This is a genomic window from Enterococcus mundtii, from assembly GCF_002947535.1.
Taxonomy (GTDB): domain Bacteria; phylum Bacillota; class Bacilli; order Lactobacillales; family Enterococcaceae; genus Enterococcus_B; species Enterococcus_B mundtii_B.
This window is the reverse complement of sequence record NZ_PUAP01000040.1, coordinates 1-18,854: the sequence shown is the minus strand read 5'-3', so window position 1 is coordinate 18,854 and position 18,854 is coordinate 1. Positions and strand designations below refer to the sequence as shown.

The following is an 18,854-nucleotide window of genomic DNA, read 5'->3' as shown; positions in this document are numbered from 1 at the left end:
AAAGGAAAAACGATTATGACCTTCTTCCCCTTTGTCGATCCCAACCGTCGACCACAAGCTAAGATTCGAAAAATGACAGAAGAACTGACCCAAAAATTTCAAGCAATCGATCCAGACTTGACCTTGATCCACAATGATAACTTTATTGATTATGGTCCAGAAATCTTTCCACAACTTTCGTCGATTTATTGGGATCCTCGTGTGCTGAATCATCCGATGGAACATTTTGTGTATTCGGAGTATCTGCTTAGATATAGAGGTTATCCTCTTTATTGGTTTACGCCTTACGATGAACAAATTTACGAATATTATAGAAAACCGAGCGGGGCTTCAGATTCTTCTAGACAAGCAGTAAAAGTGATTGACCGAGCTATCTTAAAAGTCATCCATGATTATCAAGTACATAACCTGTTCTATTGGAAAGACTTATTTACAGAAAAACAATTGGAACAGGAAAGGTTAAAACCTTATAATCGACCATCACAATTCATTGGACCAGGAGAACTCGTTAGTTCGCCGATTAGTTTCACTGACCCCAAGCATCGACCTTTGGCGGCTGTCGAACAGAATACGGAATTTCTAGAAACTCAGTTAAATCAATTAGATTCTCGATTATCTGTGATTCGTGATGACTCATATATTGATTTTGATCCAGAAGTTGGCTTCTTTTTCGCTGAATTTCCTTATGATCCTGAAGAAGATGAACCTAATGATCCTAGACGTTATTTGTCTAATGAAGAGTATACAATTAGTTACGGCGGTATTTCTTTATTCGTTTGTTCCCCTTACCAATTAGGCTATGGAATACATGGGGATTTTTATAACGAATGGATGTTTAACACGGATTACCTTAGTTTAAGCGAACAATTGAATAATTCAATTTTAGCTATCATTTATCAATATCAACAGAACAATTTATATTATTGGCGTAATGTGTATACACCTGAAATGTTTCAAAAAGAAATCAATGAATATAAAGACAGGGAGACATGGAGACTGGATAGGTCTGTCTAACTTAGATGTTTGTTAACGCTTCACTCAAATTCTCTTTTTACTCCGACTTTCCCGAAATAATAATTCTCTCTTCTACTTTTCCAACGTGTTATGATTCAAATAAAAATTTTGAACAGAAAGGATAGTAACTATGACCTTCTTCCCCTTTGTCGATTCCAACCGTCGACCACAAGCAGAGATCAAAAAAATGACAGAAGAACTGACTCAAAAATTTCATGCAATCGATCCAGATTTGACTTTGACACATAATGATAACTTTATTGATTACGGTCCAGAGGTCTTTCCAAAGCTATCGAAAATTTATTGGGATCCTCGTGTGCCAAATCACCCAATGGAACATTTTGTGTATTCGGAGTATCTGCTTAGATATGGAGGTTACCCTCTTTACTGGTTTACGCCTTATGATGAAAAAATTTACGAATATTATAGAAAACCGAGCGGGGCTTCAGATTCTTCTAGACAAGCAGTAAAAGTGATTGACCAAGCTATCTTAAAAGTCATTCATGAATATCAAGTGCATAACCTGTTCTATTGGAATGACTTATTTACAGAAAAACAATTGGAACAGGAAAGGTTAAAACCTTATAATCGTCCATCACAATTCATCGGACCAGGAGAACTCGTTAGTTCGCCGATTAGTTTCACTGACCCCAAGCACCGACCTTTGGCTGCTGTGGAAAAGAATACCGAATTTCTGGAAACTCAATTAGATCACTTAGATTCTCGATTAACGGTGATTCATGATGATTCTTATATTGATTTTGGCCCGGATATCGGCCATTTTCTTGCGGAATGTCCTTATGATCCTGAAGAAGACGAGCCAGATGATCCTATTCGTTACTTATCTCATTATGATTACCACATTTATTTTAATGAGACACCCATTTACGGACTTTCTCCTTATAGTATAGGAACTAGTTTTCATGGCGACTTCTTCAATGGGGGGATTGCCAACGTTACGTACCTTGGACTTAGTAAGGAGCTAGATGATGCGATCGAAGTGATTATGAGGAAATATATGCTTTATAACAAATATTACTGGCGCAACAATTATTCCTATGAAGATTTCCAAGAAATAGTGCGTAACTATAAAAAGACATGGAAGTTGAATTAATTCAACTTCTTATGATTCTTGAACAGAAAGGATAGTAACTATGACCTTCTTTCCCTTTGTCGATCCCAACCGTCGTCCACAAGCCAAGATTCGAAAAATGACAGAAGAACTGACCCAAAAATTTCAAGCAATCGATCCAGATTTGACCTTGATACATAATGATAACTTTATTGATTACGGTCCAGAGGTCTTTCCAAAGTTATCGAAAATTTATTGGGACCCTCGTGTGCCAGATCACCCAATGGAACATTTTGTGTATTCAGAATATCAGCTAAAATATAGGAATTATCCCTTTTACTGGTTTACTCCTTATGGGGAACGGATTTATAAATCTTATAAGAAACCTGCGGGAGAGTCAGATCCTTGGAGAGAAGCTTTAGATGTAATTGATTCTAACGTCCTTAAAGTCATTCATGATTATCAAGTACATAACATCCTCTACTGGAAAAAGACTTATTTACAGAAAAACAATTGGAACAGGAAAGATTAAAACCCCACAAGAGAGTATCAGAATTCGTTGGACTAGGTAAAATCATTAGTTCACCATTTAGTTTTATTGACCCTAAGCATCGAACTTTAGCTGCTTTAAAAAAGAATACCGAATTTTTGGAAACTCAATTAGATCACTTAGATTCTCGATTAACTGTAGTTCATGATGATTCTTATATTGATTTTGGTCCGGATATTGGCCATTTTCTTGCGGAGTGCCCTTACGATCCAGAGGAAGACGAGCCAGATGATCCTAGACGTTATTTGTCTAATGAAGAGTATACAATTAGTTACGGCGGTATTTCTTTATTTGGTTGCTCCCCTTATCAATTAAGCTATGGAATACATGGGGATTTTTATAACGAATGGATGTTTAATACGGACTACCTTGGTTTAAGCGAACAATTGAATAATTCAATTTTAGCTATCATCTATCAATATCAACAGAACAATTTATATTATTGGCGTACTGTGTATACACCTGAAATGTTTCAAAAAAAAATCAATGAATATAAAGACAGAGAGACATGGAGACTGGATAGGTCTGTCTAACTTAGATGTTTGTTAACGCTTCACTCAAATTCTCTTTTTACTCCGACTTTCCCGAAATAATAATTCTCTCTTCTACTTTTCCAACGTGTTATGATTCAAATAAAAATTTTGAACAGAAAGGATAGTAACTATGACCTTCTTCCCCTTTGTCGATTCCAACCGTCGACCACAAGCCAAGATTCGAAAAATGACAGAAGAACTGACCCAAAAATTTCAAGCAATCGATCCAGACTTGACCTTGATCCACAATGATAACTTTATTGATTATGGTCCGGAGGTCTTTCCACAACTTTCGTCGATTTATTGGGACCCTCGTGTGCCAGATCACCCGATGGAACATTTTGTGTATTCGGAGTATCGTTTAAAAGGAAAATTCTATACTGCTTATTGGGTTACCCCTTATGGTGTGATTATTGATAAATCACGATTACCAGATAGTCATGAAAAAAATTTGCAAAAAAAAGTAAGTAGCATTAATGATGCAATTCTTGAAGTCATTCGAGATTATCAAGTTCATAATCTTCTTTATTGGAAAGATTTGTTTTCACAAAAACAATTCGCACAACATGCTTTGGCCCTATATAAACAAAATCAACAAATAATCGGAGACACAAATATATGGAACTCCCCATTTGATTTCAGTGATCCAAAGTACCGACCTTTAGCAGCTGTTAAAAAAAATACTGAATTTCTAGAGACACAGCTGAGACAGTTAGATTTTCACTTAACTCTTACTCACGATGATTCATTTATTGATTTTGGACCAGAAATTGGTCATTTATTAGCTGATGCGCCTTATGACTCTGAACAAGATGAGCCTGATGATCCAATTGCTACCATATCTAATTATGAATATAATATTTATTTTAACCAGATACCTATTTACAGTCTCTCTCCTTATAGTATAGGAACGTGTTTTCATGGCGACTTCTTTAATGGTGGAATTACTAATGTTAAGTATCTGGGGCTAAATAAGGTGTTAGATGATGCGATTGAAGTGATTATGAGAAAATATATGCTTTACAACAAATACTATTGGCGTGAAACCTATACGCCAGAACAATTTCAGCACAAAATACGTGAAGATAAAGAATGGTGGACTTTATTTTAACAGTTTATTCAAAAAATAAAATCTTGAACAGAAAGGATAGTAACTATGACCTTCTTTCCCTTTGTCGATCCCAACCGTCGTCCACAAGCCAAGATTCGAAAAATGACAGAAGAACTGACCCAAAAATTTCAAGCAATCGATCCAGATTTGACCTTGATACATAATGATAACTTTATTGATTACGGTCCAGAGGTCTTTCCAAAGTTATCGAAAATTTATTGGGACCCTCGTGTGCCAGATCACCCAATGGAACATTTTGTGTATTCGGAGTATCTGCTTAGATATGGAGGTTACCCTCTTTACTGGTTTACGCCTTATGATGAAAAAATTTACGAATATTATAGAAGCCCTGGAGGGAATGCAGGCTCGTGAAGAAAAACTTTAAAAATGATTGAACAGACTATCCTAAGAATCATTCATGACTATCAAGTGCATAACCTTCTCTATTGGAAAGATATATTTACTGAAAAACAATTGGAACAGGAGAAGTTAAAACCCTACAAGAGAGTATCGCAATCTATTGGACCTGGCGAATTAATTAGTTCACCAATTAGTTTCACTGACCCCAAGCATCGACCTTTAGCTGCTGTAGAAAAGAATACGGAATTTCTAGAAACTCAGTTAGATCAATTAGATTCTCGATTAACCGTGATTCATGATAAATCATATATTGATTTTGGTCCAGATATCGGTCATTTTCTTACGGAGTGCCCTTACGATCCAGAGGAAGACGAGCCAGATGATCCTAGACGTGATTTATCTCGTTACGAGTACGACATTTATTTTAATAAAACATTACTTTTCTCTCTCTCTCCTTATTGTAGTGGGACTGGATTTCATGGCGATTACTTTAATGGGGGAATACCGAATGTTACCTACCTTGGACTAAGCAAGAAGCTAGTTGATGCGATCAATGTGATTATGAGAAAATATATGCTTTACAACAAATACTACTGGCGGGAAACCTATACCCCAGAACAATTTCAAAGTAAAATACGTGAAGATAAAGAATGGTGGACTTTATTTTAACAGTTTATTCAAAAAATAAAATCTTGAACAGAAAGGATAGTAACTATGACCTTCTTCCCCTTTGTCGATCCCAATCGTCGACCACAAGCAGAGATTCGAAAAACGACAGAAGAACTGACCCAAAAATTTCAAGCAATCGATCCAGACTTGACCTTGATACATAATGATAACTTTATTGATTATGGTCCGGAGGTCTTTCCACAACTTTCGTCGATTTACTGGGATCCTCGCGTGGCAAATCATCCGATGGAACATTTTGTGTATTCGGAGTATCTACTTAGATATAGAGGCTATCCTCTTTACTGGTTTACGCCTTACGATGAACAAATTTACGAATATTATAGAAAACCGAGTGGGGCTTCAGATTCTTCTAGACAAGCAGTAAAAGTGATTGACCAAGCTATCTTAAAAGTCATTCATGAATATCAAGTACTTAACCTGTTCTATTGGAATGACTTATTTCCAGAAAAACAATTGGAACAGGAAAGGTTAAAACCTTATAATCGTCCATCACAATTCATCGGACCAGGAGAACTCGTTAGTTCACCAATTAGTTTTACTGACCCCAAGCATCGACCTTTGGTTGCTGTAGAAAAGAATACAGAATACTTAGAAACACAGCTCAACAAACTAGATGTGCTCTTATCTCTTATTCATGGTAATTCATACATTGACTTTGGCCCAAAGATTGGTCGTTTTTTAGCTGAATATTCTTATGATCCAGAAGAAGATGAACCTAATGATCCTATACGTGACTTATCTGATTCAGAGTATCAAATCTATTATGGTGATACTATTTTGTACAGTTTTACTCCCTATAGCTTTGGAACTGGTTACCAAGGAAAAATTCTTACTGGTGGCATACCTAGTTTCGTTCATCTTGGACTAAGTAATGAACTTGATGCTACTGTTATAAAACATGTTCACAAATATCAATTGAATAATTTATATTATTGGCGTGATTATTATAATGCTGGAGAGTTCCAAAAAGAAATTAAAAAATATAAGAAAATGTGGTGCTTAGAATAACTAAGCACCACCATCTTTATTATTTTATAATCGGATACGCTGTCGCAACCGTAATTTTTCCATTTGCTTTAACATTCGCATGCCCTTCTATCACAAAACCTTCTGTACTTTCCCCCCTAAACTTATGTCCACCCGGTATATTCGGAACCTGTTTTTTTACAATTTGCTCTACCTCACTCGTGATTTTTTGAGCATCCCAATTATCTGGGAATACTGTAGATTTTTTGACGTCCAATGTACCTGGATAAGTTATTTCAGCGTTATAAGGTTGCCCTTCCACCACTGTTCCTTTCGGCTTATAAACCACTCCACTGTCTGGACTATAAAAATCAGGATGCCTTGAATGAGCACCTGTGATTTCAGGGTTGCCACTTTTCCCCGGTCTCACCTCTCCTGCCACATGACGCAACGACTTGCGGTTATAAAATTCAGTGGTTGGTAATCTTTCCACCAAGGCTTCATTTGGACAACCCTTGGTAATCAGAGCTTTCTCGGCTTCCAGCACGCGGGTGGCTTCAGCTTCTTCGACTTCGATCGCTGTTACGAAGACTTCTTCGGATTCAACTGCTCGTAAGACAGAAAACATTTCAGACAACGGTAAGCACATAATGATCAATAAGATGTCTGTTTTTTCGAGCTGGATTTGGGACTGTTTGATGACCCAGTCGGTATTTTCGTAATTTGGTAAATTCTTCAATACATTGCCACCGACTTCAGAAATCGCTGCAATGGTGGTTTCATCTAGACTCCTTGGTAAGGCATTCGTGCGTTCTTCATCAAACAAGCCATCGGCTAACGCATAGTAGTTACAATAGATACCGAAAAAGCTTTGCACTTTGCGGATCGTATAGATGACTTCTTGGTTAAAACCGATGTCGATTTGGTCTAAGGGAACAATTTCTTGCGTTCCCCGATACACAAATTCACCTTCCCGATTAATGACAACTTCTTTATCATTGGCTTTCGCTACGATCCGGAATAGATTAGTCTGAAACGTATCAGGCAATTGATCAATCAGCGCATCCCGCTCATCGATCATCTGACGGGTGATTTCTTTTCCGACTTCATTGACGGAATCGACATCTGTTAGGTCTACTGCCCCGAATTGGACCGAAGAATATTCTTTGACCAGTTCCAAAGCTTGTTCAGGTGTGGCGATTTCTGCTAAAAATGTATCAAAGTCCGTCTCCATGGGAATCGTGATGCCACGAACATCATATTGTGTATATAATTGTTGACGATGGTCATAGGCGGTATAGCTCATGGTCACATTGACATAGGGTGTTCCTGGACCATTATATGGAGAAAAATTGATTTGTTTCAGGGCGCCGATCCGCGGAGGTAATTTTTCATTTCCCGGTAAGTATTCATTCAGTGAAGTATCTGGATAAACTAACAGACTTTGATTGTTTGTGCTTTTCGGCACGAACAATCTGCTCACACCATCTGTCCCAGTTCGCATCTCATATCCAGATAAGTCTGGGGTCGTTTCTATGTATTCGAGAAACTGGTTTTGGACTGAAATCCAACTAGCCAACTCGATTTTAGTGGTTGGATAAATCTCAATCGGATCTTCGGGCGCATCAATGGCGTCACCAAGTAAACTGATCGATTGTCTTAAGATATTGGTGGAGGTCACCCGATATAACTGACTTACAGCCATCTCTTTGGACGATTCTTTTAAGTAGGGTCGGGTAAATTCAGCAAAGGCGGTAGCTTGGATGATCGGTGCAATTTTCGAACGAGCAAACCGTGCACTGAGGGGTAACGTACTTGGCCCTTCCATCATGTCTAAATAATCCGCTAGAACTAAATTATCAAATACGTTATGTTCGGCAGTCAGGGTATCCGTAAATCCTCGGAGTTTTACCCATTCGTTCCATGTTTTTTCATCTTTTGCTGGCGAAGTGCCACTTAAATCAATCTCAACAGCTGGACGCGAGGTTGCTTCTTTGAAGGATCGATCACTCGCAAAGGCTAAGAGTGTCGGTTGGAAAACCGACGACAACAACATCACAACCATCAACAACGAGAACCATTTCTTTTTCACTTTCATTTTTCCACTCCTTTTCTTTTTTATTTACACCGAGAGTATATCGCAATAAAAGAAAGCGCTTAACAAAAAGTGAAGATTCTCATGAAACGACTTTTTCTAAAATAAGAAAAGGAAATTCAATTATTTATTCATAAAAATTTTTGTATGTACAATTCAACATAAAACAACTATGAAAATGTATGCCGTACCAAAAATACGTCAAAAAAGCCGGGATTTTTTCAAATCCCGACTTGGCTCGTTTCTAAAAGAGAACCTTCTAGATAAAAATCAATTCAATTGTAAATATGCAATGGATTATTGACTGATACATAACTTTTTACATTTTATCTGGTGCATGTAATCCTAATAGACGTAAGTCTTCTTTTAGTAAAACAGTTACCGCATAAACTAACGCTAAGCGCGCTTCTTTTTGCTCATCATCCACTAAAATTTTTGTATGTGCGTAGTATTTGTTGAACGCTTGTGCCAATTTGATCGCATGTTTTGCAATGATCGATGGCTCATATTTTTCACCCGCTTGAAGCACTGTTTCAGGATATTTCTGTACAAGCTTCACGACTTCCCAACTATTTTCGTCATTCAACGCATAAGCTTGATCTTCAGAAGGAACAAAACCTGCTTTGTCTAATAAACTCATCGCCCGAGCATGCGTATATTGGACATAAGGACCTGTTTCCCCTTCAAAACGAACAACTTCTTCTAGGTTGAAGTCGAACGTATTCAAACGATCATTTTTCAAATCATGGAAAATAACGGCACCGACACCCACTTGTTTTGCGATGACATCTTTGTTTTCCAAATCAGGATTCTTTTCACTGATTTGTTGTTTTGCTGAGTCGATTGCTTCATTCAATACTTCTTCTAGTAAAACGATCTTTCCTTTACGTGTTGATAGCTTTTTACCACCTTGTGTGATCAAACCAAATGGGATGTGGTGCATATCATCTGACCAGTCAAAGCCTAGTTCTTTCAAGACAGCTTTCAATTGTTTGAAGTGATAACTTTGTTCATTACCTACGACGTATAGTGATTGACTGAAATCATACGTACGCTTACGGTACAGTGCAGCTGCCAGATCACGCGTAATATAAAGTGTCGCACCATCTGATTTTTTGATCAAGGCAGGATTCAGATCATAAGCAGATAAGTCAACGATTTCTGCGCCTTTGTCTTCTTGTAAGAGATGTTTTTCTTCTAGTAATTCGACGATTTCATCCATCTTGTCATTATAGAAAGCTTCCCCGTTCAATGAATCAAAACGAACTTCTAACAAGTCATAGATCTTGTTGAATTCTTTCATTGATTCGTCACGGAACCACTGCCATAATTCCATCGCTTCTTCGTCGCCTTCTTCTAGACGTTTGAACCAAGAACGAGCTTCATCATTCAATTCAGGTTGTGTTTCAGCTTCTTCGTGGAATTGGACATATAGACGCAATAATTCATTGATCGGTTCAGCTTTTACAGATTCAGCAGATCCCCATTTTTTGTAGGCAACGATCAGTTTCCCAAATTGTGTTCCCCAGTCTCCTAAATGGTTGATACGTACTGGTTGGTAACCTAATTTTTCCATGATAAAGCCAATCGAGTTTCCGATCACTGTCGAACGTAAGTGACCCATTGAAATTGGTTTTGCAATGTTTGGTGAAGACATATCGATAGGCACGCTTCCTTGGTTACCGATCGTGCTATCACCATAATGTTCTTTTTCTTTAACTACTGTAGCTAACACCTGTTTGCTAATCATTTCTTTGTTCATAAAGAAATTAAGATATGGGCCTACAACTTCGATTTTTTCAAAGTTCGTTGGATCGATTTTTTCTGCTAGCTCTGTTGCGATCTGTTGTGGTGCTTTGCGGAAGATTTTTGCTAAAGAGAACGTTGGAAATGCGACATCTCCATGGTCCGCTGATTTTGGATTTTCAAGTAATTGTGCGACTTGCTCCAACGTCAAGTCATCTTGTACTACTTCATATAGTGCTTTTGCAACAACATCTTTGTTATTCATTTATTTTCCTCCTACATATTGTTTGCTGTAAAATAAAAAAATCTCTAGCAAATCCATACTTTCCATGAATTTACTAGAGACGAGAATTCCCGCGGTACCACTCCAATTGTCCTAAAAAAGGACCTGCTCGATCTGATATCGGTAGACGACCGTCTGTCAAAGACAGAGTTCTCCAAGTGCGCTTCATTGGGATTTGTTCGTCCGGCTTCCACTCTACCCAGACTCGCTTTGAACGAAATGACACCAATTACTCTCTTGTTCAGCAAACATTGCTCTTATTTATCTTGATTTGAATTATAGCAGATATCCAATCGACTGGCTAGAGTTTTCTTCATAAATAAACGGTGTTCGAAAAGTTGACCTTCAACAATAAGCTGAAAAATCAAAAAATATGAGAAGCTTTTTTCTGATTTTCTAGCTTATCGCACAGGTCAAAGCGCTTTTCTCACAACCTAAAATGTCCAGGAGGTCTAAAGGAGATTAAAAACCAACTGGACATCTTATATACATGGTCATGGTAAAACGATAAAAAGTTTCTTACGCTTCATCAGCAACAATGATCGTTCCTTCTTCTGAAGCTAACAGATTCTCAATATTTTCTAAGGAAGTAATAATTGCTTTCCCAGTAGGACGAGCCTCAACAAAGGCAATCGCTGCTTCCACTTTTGGCAACATGCTTCCTGGAGCAAATTGGTTTTCAGCAATGTATTGTTTCATTTCTGAGACACCAACTGTTTCTAGTTTCTTTTGATCAGGTTTTTGATAATTCACATAGACATTATCGACACCCGTCAACACGATCAGCAGATCTGCTCCGATGATCTCTGCTAATTTTTCAGAAGCAAAATCTTTGTCGATCACGGCTTCTTTTCCTTCAAGACCTGTTGCAGTTTCCACAACTGGAATACCGCCACCACCTACAGAAATGGTGATCACGCCTTGTTCCACTAATGTTTGGATCACACGAGCTTCTTTGATTGAGATTGGTTTTGGTGAGGCAACGACCTTACGCCAACCACGGCCTGCATCTTCTTTGAATGTTACGGAAGAGTCTGCTTTCATCTGATCGTTCGCTTCTTCTTCTGTATAGAACGGTCCAACTGGTTTGCTCGGATTTTTGAACGATGGATCATTTTCATCAACAATGACTTGTGTCACTAAAGAAACGACATCTTTATCGATTCCTTTTTCCTTCAACACTTCACCCATCGCATTTTGCAACCAATAGCCAATTGAACCTTCCGTCATCGCCACACATGTATCTAATGGCATTGCCGGTGTTTTTTCTGAATCAGCCGCTTGTTGTTGGATCAATAAGTTCCCAACTTGAGGACCATTACCATGAGAGATGATCAATTCATCTCCTTGTTCAATAAATTTCACTAAGTATTTTGCTGTTTCCATCAATGCATCTTGTTGTGCTTTTGCACTTGCATCTGTTGATAAAATTGCGTTTCCGCCTAATGCAACGACTACTTTTCTATTTGCCATGTTTATCTCCCCTTTTTCCAGAACATTCTGAATTTTACCGATGACAAAACAAGCCAGCGTTCTTTTTGAACGACCCTCACGCTGACTCGTTTTGATTATTTACTTGTTAGTTGTTACACACGAGGAATGAATAAGTTCCCTAGTGTTGCTGCCATGATTGCTTTAATTGAGTGCATACGGTTTTCTGCTTGCTCAAATTGACGTGCATATTTACTGCGGAATACTTCGTCTGTTACTTCCATTTCAGTGATGCCGAAGCGTTCTTTCATTTGTTCACCGTAAACTGTCTTCGTATCATGGAATGCTGGTAAGCAGTGTAAGAAGATCAAACGATCTGTATTGTTTGTTTTTTCGATCATATCCATATTGATTTGGTAAGGTTTCAATAATTTGATACGTTCTTCGAATTTATCTTCTTCACCCATTGATACCCAAACGTCTGAGTAAAGAACGTCTGCTCCGTCTACCCCTTTAGCAACATCGTCAGTGATCATTAATTGTGCACCTGATTTCGCTGCAAACTCTTCAGCCATTTTCACGATTTCTTCTTCAGGTTGTAATTCTTTTGGTGCAACGATACGCATATTTGTTCCTAAGATCGCACCTGTTACTAACAATGAGTTAGCCATGTTGTTACGTCCATCGCCACAATAAGCAACTGTGATGCCTTCTACTGTACCGAAGTTTTCTTGGATCGTTAAGAAGTCAGCGATCATTTGAGTTGGGTGCCATTCGTCAGTTAAACCATTCCATACAGGAACACCTGAGAATTCTGCTAATTCTTCTACCATTTGTTGGCTGAAACCACGGAATTCGATTCCGTCAAACATGCTACCTAATACTTTAGCTGTATCTTCAGTTGATTCTTTTTTACCTAATTGGATGTCATTCGCACCTAAGTATTCAGGATGCGCACCAAGATCGATTGCCGCAGTTGTAAATGCTGCACGAGTACGTGTTGATGTTTTTTCAAATAGTAATGCAATGTTTTTTCCTTCTAAGTAATGATGTGGGATGCCACGTTTTTTCAAATCTTTCAAGTGTTGAGAAAAGTCGATCAAATATTGTAACTCTTCCTTTGTAAAATCTTTTTCTGCTAATAAACTTCTTCCTTGAAATACTGATTCTTTCATATGAACATTCTCCTTTAAAATTGTATTCTATTTGATAGTACCTAGTGTACTTGGTATTAAGAGGAAATCTGATGGCAGCTGACAGTGACTGCCATCAGGAATAAACTATTTTAAATCTTCACGAACTAACGGTTGGCTCATGCAACGAGGGCCGCCACGACCGCGTGACAATTCACTTGAAGTGATTTCCAACACTTTGATGCCGTAGCTTCTCAATAACTCGTTAGATACATAGTTACGATTGTAAGTAACTACAACCCCTGGAGCGATTGCTAATGTGTTTGAGCCATCATTCCATTGTTCACGAGGTGCAACGATCGCATCGCCATTACCTGTTGGGATCAATACAAGATCATCTAAACCAAGAACTGATTTCAATGACTCTTGTAAATCATCTGAATGAGAAATTTTGATATCATCGCCAGCTTGTTCAATTGTAAAGACGTCCATTTTCCCTTCTTTACTTTGGATCGCTGGGTGGATCGTGAATTTATCATGGTCAACCATTGTAAATACTGTATCTAAATGCATCATGGCACGATTATTAGGAATCTTGATTGCCAAGACTTTTTCAAATCCTGAGTTTTTCGCAAATAAGTGACGTGCTAAACGCTCGATCGCTTTTGCATTTGTTCTTTGTGAGATACCAACAGCAACAACTGTGTCACTAAGGATCAATTCATCCCCACCTTCGATATGATCTGGATTTTCACGATCCAACCATACGTCAACGCCTTTATTTGCAAAACGTGGGTGGTGGTTCAAAATGTATTCAGTGAACATTGACTCACGACGACGTGCTTCAAATGCCATTTTATTGATTGTCATCCCATTCCCCATCGATGCGGAAGGGTCTCTTGTAAAGTATAGGTTTGGCATTGGGTCCATGTAGAATGGATAGTCATCATCAGATGATAAATCGTATAAGCTACGTGATTTAACATCGATGTCTTTTGTACGAACACCCGCCATGATCTTATCTACCATATCTTGAGTTTCCATTGATAGAAGGAACTCATGAAGACCATCTCTAACAGCATTAGATGCAATAAAAGATTCATCTAACATTTTATTTAAAAATTCCTCTTTGACATTACCTGCATCGATTGCTTCAGCCGCCAATTTTTCTAAATATAATGTTTCAGCACCTTCACTTTGAAGCACTTTTGCAAATTCATCATGCTCAGCTTGTGCAATCGGTAGATACGGAATGTCGTCGAACAACAAACGATCCATAATATCAGGCGTTAGATTTTCCACTTCTTGACCAGGTCGTTTTAGTAAAACTGTCTTTAACTTTCCTATCTCAGAGAAAACGTGAATCGGTTTATCCATGTTGTGTTGCCTCCTTCGTTTTGATTACATACTTAGAATAAACTGCTTTTGTAATCACTTTCATGCTTTTCTCGCATTTAAAACGAGAAGAATCTCTCATTATTAAAGCTTAATTAAATAATTACACATTTTTGCATCTTTTATTAATAATTTCTCTTTTTTTTATACTGAAAACTCTATCAAAAAAATTTTTATTCATCAAAAAAATTTTTCTGTATATTTTAAAATCCCATTTAAATTAAGGTTGTTAGCGTTTACTTTATGTATATTATTTGTTTTTTATACACTTTTGTGATCGTTCAACAAATTATATTCATTTGTTTTGTATAAATTATACATAATAACAAACGCAATTGATTTTTTACAAAATATAGCTTTTCGCGGAATGTATTATGGCTTTACAAAAGAAATAAAAGAAGTCACAATAGAATTAAAGAATAATAGGAAGCAGGGATGTTCATGCGTGTAAATAAAATCGATTATCATTTTTCTAAACTCAGATATCAACCTGATTTTGAACACTTTACTGATGAGGAATTTGAAGAAATCAAAGAGCAGACTGTCCTACGTTCATATAAGAAAGGACAAGTACTTTTTGATGAAGGAGATGAACGGCAACGTTTCTATGTCTTAACAGAAGGATTGATCCGTTTAGAGCGTTATGATGAAAGTGCTACTTATTACTACTATGATTATGTCACAGCAAATAATCTCTTTCCAATGTCTGGTATATTTGAAGAAGAACCTTATACGTATACAGCACAAGCCATGACCGACATCGAGACTTTTTATTTTCCTGTAGCTTGTTATGAAAAAATTGTCAAAAACAACCCTAATCAAATGATTTACATGATCCAGAAGTTAGGAAAAGTCGTCCAGATGCACGAACTACGCATTCAAATCGGCTTGACCTCCAGTGCATTTGACCGAGTGAAACAAAACCTATTTGTTTTAAAAGAAGAATTAGGAATCCCTACAGAAGACGGTCATATATCGATCCCCTATCCAATCACGTTGAAAGAACTAGCAGTCAATAGCGGCACCACTCGTGAAACCGCCGGACAGGTGATCAAACAGCTGAAAGATTCAGGCTTGGTGAATTATGATAAGAAGCGGTTCACGTTTTGTAAGGAAGCAGTGACGCCGGGGTGGCGGGAATAAAGCGTTTATTCTATTCCTAAAGAAACAAAAAATGTTTAAGCGTAACGTAAACATTTTTTGTTTCTTTTTCTATTCTTCCCATTTTCATCCAATATTTTATAATTTTTTTAAATGAGTTCCTTAATATGACTCCTCAACTATTTGTGATACTAGAAGAAATAAAGTATTTTTAGTTTTTTTTATAATTTTTCTTGAGACAAAACTACATGTCTCATAAATATTTGCATAAAAACAATCGAAACTAAGCGAATTTCAAATTGTTAATATATTTAACACAAAATATATTTCAGCAATTTTAAATTACAAAAATTTGACTAATCACTATAATTAAGCATAAAATAGAAACAATAACTGTTTGGATTTTAAAAAAAATGTTACTATTAATAACACAGGAGGGTATATGAAAAAATTATCAAAGCAACTTTTAGCTCAAACAATTAAGGAAGCTAGAAAAACAAAAAAAATCACACAAAAGAAACTCGCCGATTTAACAGGGATTAATAGAGCAATTATTAGTCGTATAGAATCCCTAGACTATTTAACATCTATTTCTCAATTAGAAGTTTTAGGAGAAGTACTAAACTTTGATATTTCAGATTTGTTTGTAAACGAGCAAACTACTCATATAGAAAAAAATCATAAACCAATGAATATTGTAGTTGCTGGTACTGGCTATGTAGGACTTTCAATCGCTATCCTACTTGCACAGAAAAACCATGTGATTGCTGTTGATATCGACCCACAAAAAGTTAATTTAATTAATAAAAAAAAATCTCCTATTCAGGATGATTACATGGAGAAGTATCTAGCTGAGAAAGATTTGGACTTAATAGCAACACTAGATGGAGAATCCGCTTATAGGAAAGCTGATTATGTTGTTATTGCTACCCCAACCAATTATGATAGTAAAAAAAACTATTTTGTTACATCCGCAGTCGAGTCTGTCATTGAAACAGTATTAAAAGTAAATCCAGATGCAGTCATGGTAATTAAATCGACTATTCCCGTTGGATATACTGAATTTGTACGTTCAAAATATAACACAAATAATATCATTTTTAGCCCAGAATTCCTCCGTGAGTCTAAAGCATTATACGATAATTTATATCCTTCTCGTATTATTGTAAGCACAGATAAATTGGATAGAAATCTATTAAAAGCATCACGTATTTTTGCAAACTTACTACAGGAAGGAGCAATAAAAAAAGAAATTAACACATTGTTTATGGGATTTGCCGAAGCTGAGGCAGTTAAATTATTTGCTAACACATATTTAGCGCTTAGAGTATCTTATTTCAATGAACTTGATACCTATGCTGAAATAAAACAATTAAATACACAACAAATCATCAACGGTGTCTGTCTTGATCCTCGTATAGGAACTCATTATAACAATCCTTCTTTTGGATACGGGGGATATTGCCTACCCAAAGATACAAAACAACTCCTTGCAAATTATAATGATGTTCCACAAAATATGATGAGTGCAATTGTAGAAAGTAATCGGACAAGAAAAGATTTTATTGCAGAACGTGTTCTTGAGTTAGCGGGAGCGTATGGGGCAAATAGTATTTGGGATGTTGAAAAAGAAAAAGAAGTTATTGTCGGCGTTTATCGCTTAACCATGAAAAGTAATTCCGATAATTTTCGACAATCTTCTATACAAGGAGTCATGAAAAGGATTAAAGCAAAGGGTGCTAAAGTTATAATTTATGAGCCAAATCTAGAAGATGGAACCACTTTCTTCGGTTCAAAAATAAACAACAATTTAGAAGACTTTAAACGTTCTAGTGACAGTATAATTGCTAATCGTTATGATAGCTGTCTTAATGATGTAGTAGAAAAAGTATATACTCGTGACTTATTTCGGAGAGACTAAAAATTTCATAAATAACTCTTGGTTTTTTATGGCTCTTCGACGAGTACTGTTGGTGAATTAAAAATGAGAAAATTTCATCGTGAAACAATCGAAGGAGGAAGAAGCTTCGATTGTTTCTTTTTTGTATTGGATTGATCTTGAAAAACTAAGATCTGAATCAAGTAAATACAGTCACGAAAATAGAGGAAATTACGGTAACAATAAACGACGCGTTTAATGACCTTGATCTTGTAGTTTGTTCCTTCCAAGGTACCGTTACTATAAGGCGTTTGGAAAGCATTTTTGATGCCTTTTCTATATTTATTGAAGAAAGTGATTTTTTTACGAAACCACTCAGGAAGCTGTGTCTCTAAGTAATTAACTACTTCAAAAAAGTAGTTCGTATCCTTTTGATTATAATGATAGAGATGGGTGTCATAAGTCAGCTTCAACGTGAAATCATAGTTTGGTAGTTCATCTACAATAGCTTTTTCAGTCATTGATCTAATCATAATGGTGATTGGGAGCTATCTAATAGAGAATAATCCTTTAGAAGCAACTTCCAAAACGTTTGAAGCGTTTGTACTTCAGGCGATCTTTCTTGCGATAAGAATTTATGATTTGAATCCGTAAATGATTCAATGCCCAGTATATAATATAAAAACGATCCGTGACAATTTGGACATGGGAAAAAATACTTTTCGCTAATTCAAAATACGGAGCGTTTATATCCATGACAATATATTGAGCATCCCCCCTTACTTGACGGATATAGCTATAGATAAAGGTACGTAGATAAACAAGTTTACGACTTTCAAGAAAACCAAGACTTTAATTTGTTAATCCATCCATGAAGATAAAACTCATTTTACTAACGCAAGATTTCATTGATTTAAATTCATCAAAACTAAGAATAGCAACCAAATAATCAAAACGTACTTTAACGTTCTTCACAGCCACTTTATGATTCATAAAATCGTTGTTACATCCGATAAGAAAATTGAATACCAATGTCTTTTCTACTGGAGTTAGTCGCTAATTCTGCCATGATTTTTCGTTTCAAGTCGACAGAAATCGAACAATTTCTATCAACTAAAGAAGGTTCAGTTGAGAAAGTTGCGCAATACTCTTTGCATAGAAATCGAATTTTTTAGGACCTAAGGCAGTTTTGTTTGAATGAATCGGCAATAATCGAATGGTGGTTTGGAGAGTACATATTTAATTACTTGACCTTTGCTTTTAATCCCACATTTTGTACAACAAACCGGAGTGTAATCTAAACCTCCATGAATCACCTGGGAGGTAATGTCTCCTTCTTTCTTTTCAGAAAGCCAATTTATAGGGAAAATGATATTTTCATCTGTTAAACCGAGGAATTTTTTAGTATGATAGTCCATGGAGATATCCTTTCTTGATGAGTTTGTTTTAGTCGACTTAATTCGATCAATTTATATCTCTCTTATTCTATCTTTTT

Annotated in this window: 14 protein-coding genes and 2 pseudogenes; 8 read left to right on the top strand and 8 right to left on the bottom strand. The window is 36.6% G+C overall.

The window, feature by feature from the left end; genetic code table 11:
* The first annotated feature begins 15 nt into the window (after positions 1-15).
* From CUS89_RS12795 to CUS89_RS12770, 6 genes and pseudogenes are all read left to right on the top strand, one after another.
* The gene (locus CUS89_RS12795; protein ID WP_104872407.1) at positions 16-1,014 is read left to right on the top strand and encodes a hypothetical protein; all 999 of its coding nucleotides are present in this window, start codon (positions 16-18) and stop codon (positions 1,012-1,014) included.
* Positions 1,015-1,144: 130 nt separating this feature from the next.
* Positions 1,145-2,128 carry a hypothetical protein gene (locus CUS89_RS12790; RefSeq protein ID WP_104872406.1) on the top strand — a complete coding sequence of 328 codons (984 nt, stop codon included), beginning with the start codon at positions 1,145-1,147 and terminating at the stop codon, positions 2,126-2,128.
* A gap of 40 nt (positions 2,129-2,168) precedes the next feature.
* Positions 2,169-3,169: pseudogene (locus CUS89_RS12785) on the top strand (hypothetical protein).
* Positions 3,170-3,299: 130 nt separating this feature from the next.
* Positions 3,300-4,280, top strand: a complete 981-nt coding sequence (locus tag CUS89_RS12780; RefSeq protein ID WP_104872405.1) for a hypothetical protein — start codon at positions 3,300-3,302, stop codon at positions 4,278-4,280.
* A gap of 45 nt (positions 4,281-4,325) precedes the next feature.
* Positions 4,326-5,309: pseudogene (locus tag CUS89_RS12775) on the top strand (hypothetical protein).
* A gap of 45 nt (positions 5,310-5,354) precedes the next feature.
* Positions 5,355-6,338, top strand: a complete 984-nt coding sequence (locus CUS89_RS12770) for a hypothetical protein (protein ID WP_104872404.1) — start codon at positions 5,355-5,357, stop codon at positions 6,336-6,338.
* A gap of 19 nt (positions 6,339-6,357) precedes the next feature.
* Here the strand turns inward: CUS89_RS12770 and CUS89_RS12765 are convergent, their stop codons facing one another.
* The 5 genes from CUS89_RS12765 to arcA all read right to left on the bottom strand — a co-directional run bounded on the left by CUS89_RS12765 (position 6,358) and on the right by arcA (position 14,361).
* Positions 6,358-8,394, bottom strand: a complete 2,037-nt coding sequence (locus tag CUS89_RS12765; protein ID WP_104872403.1) for an EndoU domain-containing protein — start codon at positions 8,392-8,394, stop codon at positions 6,358-6,360.
* A 316-nt stretch (positions 8,395-8,710) separates the two neighbouring features.
* On the bottom strand, positions 8,711-10,402 hold the full coding sequence (argS, locus tag CUS89_RS12760) for an arginine--tRNA ligase (RefSeq protein ID WP_104872402.1): 1,692 nt from the start codon (positions 10,400-10,402) through the stop codon (positions 8,711-8,713).
* 537 nt (positions 10,403-10,939) lie between these two features.
* A complete protein-coding gene (gene arcC, locus CUS89_RS12755) occupies positions 10,940-11,893 on the bottom strand; it encodes a carbamate kinase (protein ID WP_010735176.1) in 954 nt (317 codons plus the stop codon).
* 113 nt (positions 11,894-12,006) lie between these two features.
* Positions 12,007-13,026, bottom strand: coding sequence for an ornithine carbamoyltransferase (gene argF / locus CUS89_RS12750; RefSeq protein ID WP_019722842.1), 1,020 nt, complete (start codon positions 13,024-13,026; stop codon positions 12,007-12,009).
* 105 nt (positions 13,027-13,131) lie between these two features.
* Positions 13,132-14,361 (bottom strand): arginine deiminase, encoded by a 1,230-nt coding sequence (gene arcA / locus CUS89_RS12745; RefSeq protein WP_019722843.1) that lies wholly within the window; start codon positions 14,359-14,361, stop codon positions 13,132-13,134.
* Positions 14,362-14,820: 459 nt separating this feature from the next.
* On the opposite strand from arcA, the gene CUS89_RS12740 reads away from it, so the two are divergent.
* Together CUS89_RS12740 and CUS89_RS12735 are read left to right on the top strand one after the other, a co-directional pair.
* Positions 14,821-15,522, top strand: coding sequence for a Crp/Fnr family transcriptional regulator (locus tag CUS89_RS12740; RefSeq protein ID WP_029593981.1), 702 nt, complete (start codon positions 14,821-14,823; stop codon positions 15,520-15,522).
* A 400-nt stretch (positions 15,523-15,922) separates the two neighbouring features.
* Positions 15,923-17,401 carry a nucleotide sugar dehydrogenase gene (locus CUS89_RS12735; protein ID WP_104872401.1) on the top strand — a complete coding sequence of 493 codons (1,479 nt, stop codon included), beginning with the start codon at positions 15,923-15,925 and terminating at the stop codon, positions 17,399-17,401.
* A 74-nt stretch (positions 17,402-17,475) separates the two neighbouring features.
* Here CUS89_RS12735 and CUS89_RS16430 read toward each other — a convergent pair whose 3' ends face one another.
* The 3 genes from CUS89_RS16430 to CUS89_RS16420 all read right to left on the bottom strand — a co-directional run bounded on the left by CUS89_RS16430 (position 17,476) and on the right by CUS89_RS16420 (position 18,777).
* Positions 17,476-17,880: a transposase gene (locus CUS89_RS16430; protein WP_258082430.1), complete on the bottom strand. Its 405-nt coding sequence runs from the start codon at positions 17,878-17,880 to the stop codon at positions 17,476-17,478.
* A gap of 49 nt (positions 17,881-17,929) precedes the next feature.
* On the bottom strand, positions 17,930-18,151 hold the full coding sequence (locus tag CUS89_RS16425; protein ID WP_258082431.1) for a transposase: 222 nt from the start codon (positions 18,149-18,151) through the stop codon (positions 17,930-17,932).
* Between the two features lie 386 nt (positions 18,152-18,537).
* A complete protein-coding gene (locus CUS89_RS16420) occupies positions 18,538-18,777 on the bottom strand; it encodes a transposase (RefSeq protein WP_104872398.1) in 240 nt (79 codons plus the stop codon).
* Positions 18,778-18,854 lie beyond the last annotated feature (77 nt).

Bases quoted from the DNA above. Each gene is read 5' to 3' on its own strand.
- arcA (WP_019722843.1), bottom strand. From the start codon at position 14,361: ATGGATAAACCGATTCACGTTTTCTCTGAGATAGGAAAGTTAAAGACA.
- CUS89_RS12740 (WP_029593981.1), top strand. From the start codon at position 14,821: ATGCGTGTAAATAAAATCGATTATCATTTTTCTAAACTCAGATATCAA.
- CUS89_RS12780 (WP_104872405.1), top strand. From the start codon at position 3,300: ATGACCTTCTTCCCCTTTGTCGATTCCAACCGTCGACCACAAGCCAAG.
- CUS89_RS16430 (WP_258082430.1), bottom strand. From the start codon at position 17,880: ATGACTGAAAAAGCTATTGTAGATGAACTACCAAACTATGATTTCACG.
- CUS89_RS12765 (WP_104872403.1), bottom strand. From the start codon at position 8,394: ATGAAAGTGAAAAAGAAATGGTTCTCGTTGTTGATGGTTGTGATGTTG.
- CUS89_RS12735 (WP_104872401.1), top strand. From the start codon at position 15,923: ATGAAAAAATTATCAAAGCAACTTTTAGCTCAAACAATTAAGGAAGCT.
- CUS89_RS12790 (WP_104872406.1), top strand. From the start codon at position 1,145: ATGACCTTCTTCCCCTTTGTCGATTCCAACCGTCGACCACAAGCAGAG.
- argF (WP_019722842.1), bottom strand. From the start codon at position 13,026: ATGAAAGAATCAGTATTTCAAGGAAGAAGTTTATTAGCAGAAAAAGAT.
- CUS89_RS16420 (WP_104872398.1), bottom strand. From the start codon at position 18,777: ATGGACTATCATACTAAAAAATTCCTCGGTTTAACAGATGAAAATATC.
- argS (WP_104872402.1), bottom strand. From the start codon at position 10,402: ATGAATAACAAAGATGTTGTTGCAAAAGCACTATATGAAGTAGTACAA.
- CUS89_RS12770 (WP_104872404.1), top strand. From the start codon at position 5,355: ATGACCTTCTTCCCCTTTGTCGATCCCAATCGTCGACCACAAGCAGAG.
- CUS89_RS12795 (WP_104872407.1), top strand. From the start codon at position 16: ATGACCTTCTTCCCCTTTGTCGATCCCAACCGTCGACCACAAGCTAAG.
- arcC (WP_010735176.1), bottom strand. From the start codon at position 11,893: ATGGCAAATAGAAAAGTAGTCGTTGCATTAGGCGGAAACGCAATTTTA.